Genomic DNA, 11,295 nt, shown 5'->3' with positions numbered 1-11,295 from the left:
CCTGAAGCGCCCCGCGGCGCCGCCGTCCCGCGGCCCTGCCGCTCCGCACCGCCGTCCCGCGGCGTCCGCCCCGAAGCGCCGCCGACCCGCGTCGCCCTTCCCGGTGCCGCCGACCCGCGTCGCCTCGCGCGGGCCGTCCGGTACCGCCCGCCCGTTCCCCGAACAGGAGAGGTATGACCACCACCACCGTCGGCACCACCACCGTCGGCACCAGCGCCGCCGACATCGAGTTCCACTACGACCTCGGCAACGACTTCTACGCCCTCTGGCTCGACGAGACGCTCAGCTACTCCGCCGCCGTCTGGGACGGCATCGCCCCCGGCGAGCCCGACACCACCGCCCTGCCCCGCGCCCAGCGGGCCAAGCTCGACCTGCACCTCGACCTGGCCGGCGCCGCCTCCGACGCCGGGTTCCGCCTGCTCGACGTCGGCTGCGGCTGGGGCGGCCTGCTCACCCACGCCGTCCTCACCGGCCGGGCCGGCGAGGCCACCGGGCTCACCCTCTCCCGCGCCCAGCACGCCCACGTACGGGGGCTCGCGCTCCCCGGCGTCGACGTCCGGCTGGAGAGCTGGGACGGCCACCGCCCCGAGCGGCCCTACGACGGGATCGTCTCGATCGGTGCCTTCGAGCACTTCGCCACCGCCGACATGGACGCCGCCGGACGGCTCGCCGCCTACCGCGGCTACTTCGAACGCTGCCACGGCTGGCTGCGCCCCGGCGCCCGGATGTCGTTGCAGACCATCGCCTACGACGGCGTGACCGGCGGCGACGGTCCGGTCGGCTCGTTCGTCGCGGCCGAGGTCTTCCCCGGTGCGGCGCTGCCCCGGCTCGGCGAGATCGTCACCGCCGGCGACCCGTACTTCGCGGTGACCGCCGTCCGGGCCTCCGCCGAGGACTACGCCCGCACCCTGGGCGCCTGGTCCGCCCGGCTGCTGCGGGCCCGCGCCGAGGCCGAGGCACTGGTCGGCCCGGACGGTTTCCGCCGCTACCGCCGCTACCTGCGCGCCTGCGAGGTCACCTTCCTGCGCGGCGCCGCCACGCTCTACCGGATCGGCTTCCGGCGGCGCGACGAACCGCTCCGGCTGCCGGTCTGAGGCCCGGATGGACCCCTCGAACGGCCCGGTGGCCCGGCCGCGGGCGTGGGCGGCGGTGGCCGTCGTCTGCGCCGCCCTCTTCCTCCTCGGACTCGACTTCACCGTCCTCAACGTGGCGATCCCGAGCCTGCGGGACGATCTCCGGCCGACGCTGGCCGAGACCCAGTGGATCGTCGACGGTTACGCGCTCGCGCTGGGCGGCTGCGTGCTCGCCGCCGGCGCGCTCGGCGACCGGTACGGCCGGCGGCGTGCCTTCGCGACCGGACTCGCCGTCTGCGCGCTCGCCTCGGCGGCCGGTGCGCTCGTCGACGGCCCGGCCGGACTCGTCGCCGCACGCTGCGCGATGGGCGTCGGCGCGGCACTGTTCATGCCCTCGACGCTCTCCACCGTGGTGCACGTCCTGCCCGCGGCGGCCGACCGGCGGCGGGCGATCGGGATCTGGGCGGCGGTGGCCGGCGTCGGCGCGCTGTTCGGTCCGGTGGTCGGCGGCCGGCTGGTCGAACAGCACGGCTGGCAGGCCGCGTTCTGGCTCAACGTCCCCGTGGTGGCGGCGATCCTGGTGGTCACCCCGGTGATCCCCGAGTCGCGCGATCCGGAGGCCCGGCCGCTGGACCGGCTCGGCGCACTGCTCTCCTGTGCCGCTCTGCTCACCCTCGTGTGGGGGATCATCGAGGCGCCCGGACGCGGCTGGACCAGCCCCGAGGTGCTTGCCGCCCTCGCCGCCGCCGCGCTGCTGCTCGGCCTCTTCGTGCTGAGCCAACTCCGCTGCGCCGCACCGATGGTGCCGGTCCGACTGCTGCGCGACGGGCCGGTCTGGCCGGCCGCGGTCTGCCTGGCGCTGATGTCCTTCGCGATGTTCGGCGCGATGTTCCTGCTGACCCTCTACCTCCAGCAGGTCCGGGGCCTCTCGGCCTGGCAGGCCGGGCTGCGGATGGTCCCGCTCTCGCTGGGGCTGGCCGTCGGGGCCGTCCTCGGCCCGGTGGTCGCCCGGTACGCCGGCGCGCGCGTCCCGGTCGCGGCCGGGCAACTGCTGATCGCCGCCGGATTCGTTCAACTCGGCCGTCTCGGCGCGGAGTCGGGGGACGCGCCGGTGTTCGTCTTCGAGGCGGTCTCCGGTTTCGGCGCCGGGTTGATGGCGCCGGTCGCCACCGAGCTGGTGATGAGCGCCGTGCCGGCCGCCATGGCCGGGGTCGGATCGGCCCTCAACGACGCCACCCGGCAGGTCGGTTCGACCCTCGGCGTGGCGGTGCTCGGCTCCGTGCTGGCCACCGCCGCGGCCGATGCGGCGACCGGCGACCGTATCGCGTTCACCACCGGGCTCACCGCGGCGGCGCAGGTCGGCGGGGCCGTCGCCGCGGCGGGCGTCCTGCTCGCCTGGTTCCGGCTGCCCGCCCGCCTCCCCGTCCCGCAGCCTGCCACGCGGCCCGTCCCTCAGGCCGTCCTGCCGCCCGTCCTCGCCCCCGAACCGGACCGAACGGCCCGGCCGTTCGCACCGTCCGCCACTGAAAGGAACGTCCCATGAACGACAGCTTCACCGTCCTGCGTGCCTGCCTGGTCGAGGAGTTCGAGGTGCCGGCCGCACTCGTCACGCCCGAGGCCACGCTGGCCTCGCTGTCGCTCGACAGTCTCGCGCTGGTCGAACTCTCCCTGCTGGTCGAGGAGCGGATCGGCGTCACCGTCCGCGACATCCGGCCGGACTCCACGCTCGGCGAACTGCTCGCCCACGCCGGTGCCGCCCCGGCCGAGGCCGATGGCCCGGGCGCCGTTCCGGTCGTCGGCCGGGGTGCCGCTGCGGGTGCCGCGCCGGGCGCCCTTCCGGCTCCCGGTGCCGCCCCGCTCGTCGGTGTCGATCTGACCGCGGGCGCCGTCAGTTGAGCGCCCACACGGTGGCCGACCGGGCGGTGGCGGTGACCGGGCTCGGCCTGGTCACCCCCGCCGGCTTCGGCGTGGCGGCCGGCTGGGACCACCTGCTCGGCGGAGAGCCGACCGCCCGGCGCGACCCGCTCCTCGCCGGGCTGAACGTCGACTTCTCCTGCCGGGCCGACGGCTTCGACCCGGTCGCCCTGCTCGGCGGCCGGCTGGTCCGGCGGCTCGACCGGTTCGCCCAACTCGCCGTCCTGGCCGCCCGGGAGGCCGTCGCCGACGCCGACCTCCACCCGGCCGACTGGCACCCGGACCGGGTCGGGGTGGTGCTGGGGGTGAGCGCCAGCAGCACGGACACCCACGCGGTCGAGTACGGGCGGCTCGCGGACGGCCGCCCCGACCTGGTCTCTCCGCTGATGGCACCGCGCTCCATCCCCAACATGGCCGCCGGCGAGGTCGGCCTCGACCTCGGGGCCCGGGGGCCCAACCTGGTCACCAGCACGGCCTGTGCCTCCGGCACCACCGCCCTCGGCGTCGCCTGCGACCTGCTCCGGGCCGGCTCCTGCGACGTGGTGCTGGCCGGCGGCACGGAGAGCGGCCGGTCGCCCATGGTGGCGACCTCCTTCGACCGGCTCGGCGCGCTCTCCCGCCGCCGCCACGACCCGGCCGGAGCCTCCCGGCCCTTCGACGCGGACCGGGACGGCTTCGTGCTCGGCGAGGGCGCGGGCCTCCTCGTCCTGGAACGCGCCGCGGACGCCCGGGCCCGTGGCGTCCGCCCGCGCGCCTACCTGGCCGGCCACGGTTCCACCGCCGACGCCCACCACTTCACCGCGCCCCGCCCGGACGGCGCGGGTCTGGCCCGCGCCGTCCGGATCGCGCTCGCCGACGCCGGGCTGGCGCCGCACGAGATCGGCCACGTCAACACGCACGGCACCGGCACCACGCTCAACGACCTGGCCGAGGCCGCCGCCCTGCGGCAGGTCTTCCGTCGGCCGCCCCCGGTCACGGCGGTCAAGAGTGTGATCGGCCACTGCCTGGGCGCGGCGGGCGCGATCGAGGCGGCCGTCACCGTCCTCACCCTCCAGTACGGGCTGATCCCGCCCACCGCCAACCTCGGCCGGCTGGACGAGGCGATCGACCTCGACGTGGTCACCAAGAGGCCGAGGCGCGTCCAGCTCCAGGCCGCCGTCTCGGTGTCCAGCGGCTTCGGCGGCCAGAACGCGGCCGTCGTCCTGACCTCCGCCTGACACGCCCCCGTCCGCCTGCCCCGGGAGTCCCACCATGCCCGCCCCGACCACCCGCTCCGCCCCGGAAACCCCGTCCGCCCCCGCGGCCCGCCGCCCCCTGCTCCGCGCCCGGCTCGCCGCCTCCCGGCTCTACGGCCGGCTGCTGATGCGCCGCCCGCCCGCCGACTGGTCGGCCCCGCACGCCGACGGCCGCTACGGCCCGGCCGAACCCGCGGACGAGCGGCCGGTCACCCTGCTGATGCTCGGTGACTCCCTCGCCCGGAGCTTCGGCGCCGACCGCCCCGAGGAGACGCTCGGGGCCCGGCTCGCCCAGGCGCTCGGAGACCGGCTGGACCGGCCCGTCGACCTGCGCGTCCTCGCCCGGGTCGGCGCCACCACGACCGGCCTGCGCCGGCAGACCGCCCGGGCGGCGCGCCTGCGGCCCGGGCTCGCGGTGGTGATCGTCGGCGGCAACGACGCCCTCCTCCCGCTGCCGATCGGCCGGTCCGCCCGTCTGTTCGCCGTGCTGCTCGGGCGGCTCCGCGAGACCGGCTGGCAGCCGGTCGTGGTGCCGTGCCCCGACCCCGGCCACGCGCCCGGCTTCCGTACCCCCGCCCGACTGGTCGGCGGGCACCGTTCCCGGCGCCTCGCCCGCCGGCAGGCCCGCGCCGCCGAGCGCGCCGGGACGCCGCTGGCCCCGTCCTCCGGGCCCGAGTTCCAGGACCGTGCCGAGCTGCTCCTCGCCCCCGACGGCGTCCACCCGAGCTCCCGGGGCTACGCCGAGCACGCCGCCCGCATGCTCCCCGCGCTTCTCGACGCCGCCTCCCGACTGCCCGCCGAGTCGGCACCCGCCGAACCGGTGGCCGCCGTGGCCGCGGGTACCTCGGCGGCGCCCAGCGCCTGAGCGCCCACCGAACACGGCCCGGACACCCGGACGTCCGGACGCCCGCACCCCCGTACGGGGCGCGGGCGTCCGGACGCACCGCCGGTCCCGCCGGCTACCGCGCCTCGACCGCCTCCAGGCCCAGACCCAGGCCCAGGTCCAGATCCAGTTCCGGCGTCCGCGCCGCCGTCGCCGCCCGGACCAGCGCCTGCATCACCCGGAGGTCGTCCCCCTGCTCGGGGTGCCACTGCACGCCGAGCGTGAACCCCGGTCCCTCCACCGCCTCCACCGTCCCGTCCGGTGCGTGCGCGCCGACCCGCAGGCCCGTGCCGAGCCGGTCCACCGCCTGGTGGTGGAAGGTCGGCACGGTCAGTTCGGGCTCAGGCAGCAGCCCGCCGAGCAGCGTCCCGGGCACCGGCCGCACCACGTGCGTGCCGTACTTGCCGGGGGAGCCGGTGTGCACGTCCACCTCGACGACGTCCGGCAGGTGCTGCACCAGCGTGCCCCCGCAGACGACGTTCAGGACCTGCATGCCCCGGCAGATCCCCAGCAGCGGCATGCCCGCCGCGAGCGCCGCCCGCAGCAGCGCGCACTCCCAGACGTCCCGCTCGACGGTGTCCACGTCGGTGAGCGGGTGCGGCTGCTGCCCGTAGTAGGCGGGGTCGATGTCCGGTCCGCCCGCGACGACCAGGGCGTCCAGTCGCGCCAGCACCTCCGGCGCGCGTTCCGGGGCGTCCGGCGGCAGCAGCACCGCGATCCCGCCCGAGTCCTTGACGTACGAGGTGTACCGCTCGGGCACCAGGGCCACCCGGCGGTCCCTCCAGTCGCTCCAACTCGCGTCCACCAGATAGGTGCTGACGCCGACAAAAGGCCTGCGATCCATGGCGGGCATTCTCCTCCCGTGCCGCCCGATACATCGCCAACCACGCATATCGGCGCGCCACACCAGCCCGCCCTCTTCCGCGCCGTCAGTGACAGGCCGTACGGTTCCCTGTGACCACGTGATCTCACAGCGTGATCGACGAGGAGGGTGTCCGCCATGAACGACCACGTCGCCGCGCCAGGCAGCGCCGCCGCTGCGCCGACCGCCCAGCCCGGCGCCACCGGCTCTGCCGGACCCGGCGCCGGGTCCGGCAGAGCCGTGTCGGGCGCGTCGCGCCGTGCCCCGCTGGCCCTGGACGAGCTGCGCGCCCTGGTCGACGCCGGCGAGATCCACACCGTCGCGCTCGCCTTCACCGACATGCAGGGCAGACTCCAGGGCAAGCGCTTCGCGGCCCGGTTCTTCCTCGACGAGGTGGCCGAGAACGGCGCGGAGGCCTGCGACTACCTGCTCGCCGTCGACATCGACCTCAACACGGTGGACGGCTACGCCCTCTCCTCCTGGGAGACCGGCTACGGCGACTTCGCGATGCGCCCCGACCTCGACACCCTCCGGCTCACGCCCTGGCAGCCCGGCACCGCCCAGGTCACCGCCGACCTCGCCCGGCACGGCGGTCGTCCGGTCGCCGCGGCGCCCCGCCAGCTGCTGCGCCGCCAGATCGAGCGGCTGGCCGAACAGGGCCTGGCCGCCGACATCGGCACGGAGCTGGAGTTCCTGGTCTTCCGCGACACCTACGAGCAGGCCTGGCAGGGCGGCTACCGCAGCCTGACCCCGGCCAACCTCTACAACGTCGACTACTCGCTGCTCGGCACCGCCCGGGTCGAGCCGCTGCTCTCCCGGATCCGCATCGAGATGGCCGGCGCCGGCCTGGTGGTGGAGTCCGCCAAGGGGGAGTGCAACCTCGGCCAGCACGAGATCGCCTTCCGCTACACGGACGCGCTCACCACCTGCGACCAGCACAGCGTCTACAAGACCGGTGCCAAGGAGATCGCCGCCCAACTGGGCTGCGCGCTCACCTTCATGGCCAAGTACGACGAGCGCGAGGGCAACAGCTGCCACATCCACCTCTCGCTGCGCGACGCCGTCGGCGCCCCGGCCTTCGCCGACCCCGACGGTCGGATGACCGACACCATGCGGCACTTCCTGGCCGGCCAGCTGCTCGCACTGCGCGAGTTCACCCTGCTGTACGCGCCCAACATCAACTCCTACAAGCGGTACCGGCCGGGCTCGTTCGCCCCGACGGCGGTCGCCTGGGGCCGGGACAACCGCACCTGCGCCTACCGGGTGGTGGGCCGCGGCCCGGGCCTGCGGATGGAGAACCGGGTGCCCGGCGGGGACGTCAACCCGTATCTCGCGGTGGCCGGCATGATCGCGGCCGGCCTGCACGGGGTACAGCAGAAGCTGGAACTGCCCGCGCCCTGCCTGGGCAACGCCTACGCCGTCGAGGACTACGCCCGGGTGCCCGGCTCGCTCCGCGAGGCGGCCGACCTGTGGGGCGCGAGCGAGCTCGCCCGCGCCGCGTTCGGGGACGACGTGGTCGAGCACTACCTGCACATGGCCAGGGTCGAACAGGCCGCCTACGACAGCGCCATCACCGACTGGGAGCGCTACCGATCCTTCGAGCGGATGTGACCACCATCGACACCACCAGTGACACCACCACCGCCACCGCCGGCCACGGGTCCGGCGCGGGACCCGCCGTCTCCGTCGTCCTCAACCCCGCCACCGGCGAGACCCTCGCCACCGTCCCGGACACCACCCCGGAGCGGCTGGACGCCGCCGTCCAGCGCGCCGTCAAGGCGCAGCAGGGCTGGGCCGCCCTCGCTCCCGGCGAGCGGGCCCGGCTGCTGCGGCGCTTCGCCGACCAGGTCGAGGTGCACGTCCCCGAACTAGCCGGACTGGAGGTCGCCGAGGCCGGCCACACCGTCGGGACCGCCCACTGGGAGGCGGGCAACGTCCGCGACCTGCTGGAGTACGCGGCCGGGGGAGTGGAGCGGCTGACCGGGCGGCAGATCCCGGTGGCCGGCGGGCTGGACGTCACGTTCCACGAGCCGGTCGGCGTGGTGGGGGTGATCGCGCCGTGGAACTTCCCGATGCCGATCGCCGCCTGGGGCTTCGCACCCGCCCTCGCCGCCGGGAACGCGGTGCTGCTGAAGCCCGCCGAGGCCACCCCGCTGACCGCACTGCGGCTGGCCGAACTCGCCCTCGCCGCCGGACTGCCCGAGGGCCTGTTCCAGGTGGTCCCGGGTGCTGGCCCGACCACCGGCCGGGCCCTGGTCGACCACCCCGCCGTCCGCAAGATCGTCTTCACCGGTTCGACGGTGGTCGGCAAGGAGGTCGCCGCCCGCTGCGCGGCCCGGGCCAAGCGGGTCACCCTCGAACTCGGCGGCAAGAGCCCCAACATCGTCTTCGCCGACGCCGACCTCGCCGGGGCCGCCGATCCGATGTCCTTCCTCGACAACAGCGGTCAGGACTGCTGCGCCCGCAGCCGGATCCTGGTCCAGCGTGCGGTCTACGACGACTTCCTCGCCCTGCTGCTGCCCGCCGTCGAGGCGGTCCGCACCGGTGACCCGGCCGACCCGGAGACCCAGCTGGGCCCGCTGATCTCGGCCGCGCAGGTCCGCCGGGTGGCGTCGTTCGTCACCCCGGACCTTCCCGTGCTGGCCCGCGGCGCCGTGCCGGACGGCCCCGGCTTCTGGTACCCGCCGACGGTGCTGGCGCCCACCGACCCGGACGCGCCGGCGGTCACCGAGGAGATCTTCGGTCCGGTCGCCGTCGTGCTGCCCTTCGAGGACGAGGCGGACGCCCTGCGGCTCGCCAACGCCACCCGCTACGGCCTCTCCGGTTCGATCTGGACCCGCGACCTCGGCCGGGCCCTGCGCCTGGCCCGGGGCGTCGCGGCGGGCAACCTCTCCGTCAACTCGCACTCCTCGGTGCGGTACTGGACGCCGTTCGGCGGATTCGGCGAGTCCGGTGTCGGCCGGGAACTCGGGCCCGACGCGCTGACGCACTTCACCGAGACCAAGAACGTCTTCATCCGGACCGAGGAGTAGGAGCACACCGTGACCCGGAAGTCCCACGAGACCCACGAGAGCCAGGAGCCCGGTGCCCCGGTCTGCCGGCGGCTGGTCGGCCGTACCGCGGTGATCACCGGAGCCGGCAGCGGCATCGGCCTCGCGGCCGCGCGCCGGCTCGCCTCCGAGGGGGCGAAGGTGGTCTGCGCCGACCTCGACGAGGCCACCGGCAAGGCGGCCGCGCAGGAGGTCGACGGCCTGTTCGTGCACACCGACGTCACCGACCCGTACATGGTCGAGGCGCTCTTCGACCAGGCCTACGAGACGTTCGGCAGCGTCGACGTCGCGTTCAACAACGCGGGCATCTCGCCGCCGGAGGACGACTCCATCCTGACCACCGGGCTGGACGCCTGGCGGCGGGTCCAGGAGGTCAACCTGACCTCGGTCTACCTCTGCTGCAAGGCCGCGCTGCCGTACATGCGCCGGCACGGGCGCGGCTCGATCATCAACACCGCCAGCTTCGTGGCCCGGATGGGCGCGGCCACCTCGCAGATCTCCTACACCGCCTCCAAGGGCGGGGTGCTGGCGATGTCCCGGGAGCTGGGCGTGCAGTTCGCCCGGGAGGGCATCCGGGTCAACGCGCTCTCGCCCGGGCCGGTGGACACCCCGATGCTCCGGGAGCTGTTCGCCAAGGACCCGGAGCGGGCGGCGCGGCGGCTGGTGCACATCCCGCTGGGCCGGTTCGCGCGGCCCGAGGAGATCGCCGCCGCCGTGGCGTTCCTCGCCAGCGACGACTCCTCCTTCATCACGGCGAGCGAGTTCCTGGTGGACGGCGGGATCTCGGGGGCCTACGTGACCCCGCTGTAGCCCTCCGGGACGGGCCGCCGGGACGGGCCCGGCCGGGCCGCCGGGAGGGTCCGGAATCGGTCCGTCCGGGCGGCCCCGCCGCTTCTCACCGTAATCTCATGGAAAATGCCGGGAATTCGGTGTCCCGCTGATATCGCGTTTATCCGGTTCCCTTTAGATTCTGTGTCGTGAGCGAGCAGATCCCCGCCGGGTGGTACCCGGACCCGAAGGACATCACCGGCGACCCGCGACCCCAGCGCTGGTGGGACGGCACGGGCTGGACGGCCAGCACCCGGCCCGCACCCTCGGACGCGCCGCCGCCGGAGTCCCCGGCGGCCGGCGCTCCGGGGCCGGACACGACCGCCGAGACCCGGGTGCTGGAGGGGGAGGTGCTGGAGGGCGGTCCGTCGGCCCGCTATCCGGAACCGCCCCCCTTCGGTACCGCCTACGGCTCGCCCGTGCCGCCGCCCCCCAAGGTGCGGCGCCGGCCGTCCAAGCTCGTGGTCGCCGCGACGGTGGCGGCCCTGCTCGGGCTGGGCGCCGGCTCGGGCATCACCTATCTGGCGATGGACGACCACGGGGACCGGCAGCGGTCCGCCCGCCCCGGCTTCCCGAACGGCCCGTACGGCGAGGGCGGCCCGTGGCGGGGCCTGCCGGACCTCGGCGGCCCCGGCGACCAGGGCAACGGCCAGGGCAACGGGAACGGCAACAACGGCAACAACGGCAACGGCAACAACGGCAACGGCAACAGCGGCAAGGGCGGCAACGGCAACGGCGGCGGCGACAGCAAGGGCGGTAACGGCGGGAGCGGCGACAGCGGCGGCCAGGACGACGGCACGGCCAAGGGCCGCGACAAGGCCGTCGACGTGGTGAACCGGCTCGTCCTGCCCGTCCCGTCCGGCTGGGAGGGCGGGACCACCCGGGACGGCTTCGCCGCGCTCAGCATCGGGTCGTACACCTGCGAGGGCGGCGGGACCTGCTCGCTCGGCGGTGCCAACAGCGGCCGGATCGCCGGCGGCGGCACCGACGCCCAGGCGGCGGCCAAGGCCGACATCGAGAAGGCGGCCAAGGACTCCTACAACGAGCTGGTCTCGCACGAGGAGCTGAAGTCCGAGGCGGTCAAGGTCGACGGCCGGGACGGCTACCTGGTCCGCTGGAAGGTGGACGCGGCCAAGGGCAACGACGGGTACGTGCAGACCGTGGTCTTCCCGTCCGCCGACGGGAAGACCCTGGTCTCGGTGCACCTCGGCTTCGACATCACCCCCAAGGCGCCCGAGCTGTCGGTGATGGACACCATCGTCAAGGGCATCGACGACTACAGCGGCAAGCTGCCGGCCGTCCCGGGCCTCCCCGGTGGACCCGACGGCGGCGCCGGTACCGCGACGACCTGACCCGGGCCGTGGGCCGGGACCGCACCGGTCCCGGCCGGCCGCGGGAGACAGCGGTGGGCGGCACCGCGATCGGGAGAGCGGCGGGGAGGGGAAGAGTG

10 protein-coding genes are annotated in these 11,295 nt (G+C 75.3%); 9 read left to right on the top strand and 1 reads right to left on the bottom strand.

Features of this window, described 5'->3' with window-relative positions:
• Nucleotides 1-173 precede the first annotated feature (173 nt).
• Genes ABZY91_RS39855 through ABZY91_RS39835 form a run of 5 tightly spaced genes read left to right on the top strand, consistent with a single transcriptional unit; the run spans nucleotide 174 to nucleotide 5,087 of the window.
• Entirely contained in the window at nucleotides 174-1,094 is a 921-nt protein-coding gene (locus tag ABZY91_RS39855) for a cyclopropane-fatty-acyl-phospholipid synthase family protein (protein WP_355408890.1), read from the top strand.
• Between the two features lie 7 nt (nucleotides 1,095-1,101).
• Nucleotides 1,102-2,616, top strand: coding sequence for an MFS transporter (locus tag ABZY91_RS39850; protein ID WP_355408888.1), 1,515 nt, complete (start codon nucleotides 1,102-1,104; stop codon nucleotides 2,614-2,616).
• Nucleotides 2,613-2,969 carry a phosphopantetheine-binding protein gene (locus ABZY91_RS39845; protein WP_355408886.1) on the top strand — a complete coding sequence of 119 codons (357 nt, stop codon included), beginning with the start codon at nucleotides 2,613-2,615 and terminating at the stop codon, nucleotides 2,967-2,969. Before ABZY91_RS39850 ends, ABZY91_RS39845 begins: the two co-directional genes overlap by 4 nt.
• Nucleotides 2,966-4,204, top strand: a complete 1,239-nt coding sequence (locus ABZY91_RS39840; protein ID WP_355408884.1) for a beta-ketoacyl-[acyl-carrier-protein] synthase family protein — start codon at nucleotides 2,966-2,968, stop codon at nucleotides 4,202-4,204. The genes ABZY91_RS39845 and ABZY91_RS39840 overlap by 4 nt, the downstream gene beginning before the upstream one ends.
• 34 nt (nucleotides 4,205-4,238) lie before the next feature.
• Nucleotides 4,239-5,087, top strand: a complete 849-nt coding sequence (locus tag ABZY91_RS39835) for a GDSL-type esterase/lipase family protein (RefSeq protein WP_355408882.1) — start codon at nucleotides 4,239-4,241, stop codon at nucleotides 5,085-5,087.
• Nucleotides 5,088-5,181: 94 nt separating this feature from the next.
• On the opposite strand, the gene ABZY91_RS39830 is transcribed toward ABZY91_RS39835, so the two are convergent.
• Nucleotides 5,182-5,949, bottom strand: coding sequence for a gamma-glutamyl-gamma-aminobutyrate hydrolase family protein (locus ABZY91_RS39830; protein WP_355408880.1), 768 nt, complete (start codon nucleotides 5,947-5,949; stop codon nucleotides 5,182-5,184).
• Nucleotides 5,950-6,207: 258 nt separating this feature from the next.
• Between ABZY91_RS39830 and ABZY91_RS39825 the strand changes: the two genes are divergently transcribed.
• The 4 genes from ABZY91_RS39825 (at nucleotide 6,208) to ABZY91_RS39810 (ending at nucleotide 11,197) form a co-directional block, all read left to right on the top strand.
• Nucleotides 6,208-7,578: a glutamine synthetase family protein gene (locus ABZY91_RS39825; RefSeq protein ID WP_355408894.1), complete on the top strand. Its 1,371-nt coding sequence runs from the start codon at nucleotides 6,208-6,210 to the stop codon at nucleotides 7,576-7,578.
• A 5-nt stretch (nucleotides 7,579-7,583) separates the two neighbouring features.
• Nucleotides 7,584-8,999, top strand: coding sequence for an aldehyde dehydrogenase family protein (locus ABZY91_RS39820; RefSeq protein WP_355408892.1), 1,416 nt, complete (start codon nucleotides 7,584-7,586; stop codon nucleotides 8,997-8,999).
• Between the two features lie 9 nt (nucleotides 9,000-9,008).
• Nucleotides 9,009-9,827 carry a 3-oxoacyl-ACP reductase gene (locus ABZY91_RS39815; RefSeq protein ID WP_355408878.1) on the top strand — a complete coding sequence of 273 codons (819 nt, stop codon included), beginning with the start codon at nucleotides 9,009-9,011 and terminating at the stop codon, nucleotides 9,825-9,827.
• A 167-nt stretch (nucleotides 9,828-9,994) separates the two neighbouring features.
• Entirely contained in the window at nucleotides 9,995-11,197 is a 1,203-nt protein-coding gene (locus ABZY91_RS39810; RefSeq protein ID WP_355408876.1) for a DUF2510 domain-containing protein, read from the top strand.
• Nucleotides 11,198-11,295 lie beyond the last annotated feature (98 nt).

Origin of the sequence: Kitasatospora sp. NPDC002965 (assembly GCF_040611255.1) — a bacterium.
Classification (GTDB): domain Bacteria; phylum Actinomycetota; class Actinomycetes; order Streptomycetales; family Streptomycetaceae; genus Kitasatospora.
Note: the sequence above shows the minus strand (reverse complement) of the source record. Positions and strands in the feature narration are given on the sequence as shown.

Coding starts and splice junctions, on each gene's coding strand:
- ABZY91_RS39855 (WP_355408890.1), top strand. CDS start 174: ATGACCACCACCACCGTCGGCACCACCACCGTCGGCACCAGCGCCGCC.
- ABZY91_RS39850 (WP_355408888.1), top strand. CDS start 1,102: ATGGACCCCTCGAACGGCCCGGTGGCCCGGCCGCGGGCGTGGGCGGCG.
- ABZY91_RS39845 (WP_355408886.1), top strand. CDS start 2,613: ATGAACGACAGCTTCACCGTCCTGCGTGCCTGCCTGGTCGAGGAGTTC.
- ABZY91_RS39835 (WP_355408882.1), top strand. CDS start 4,239: ATGCCCGCCCCGACCACCCGCTCCGCCCCGGAAACCCCGTCCGCCCCC.
- ABZY91_RS39830 (WP_355408880.1), bottom strand. CDS start 5,949: ATGGATCGCAGGCCTTTTGTCGGCGTCAGCACCTATCTGGTGGACGCG.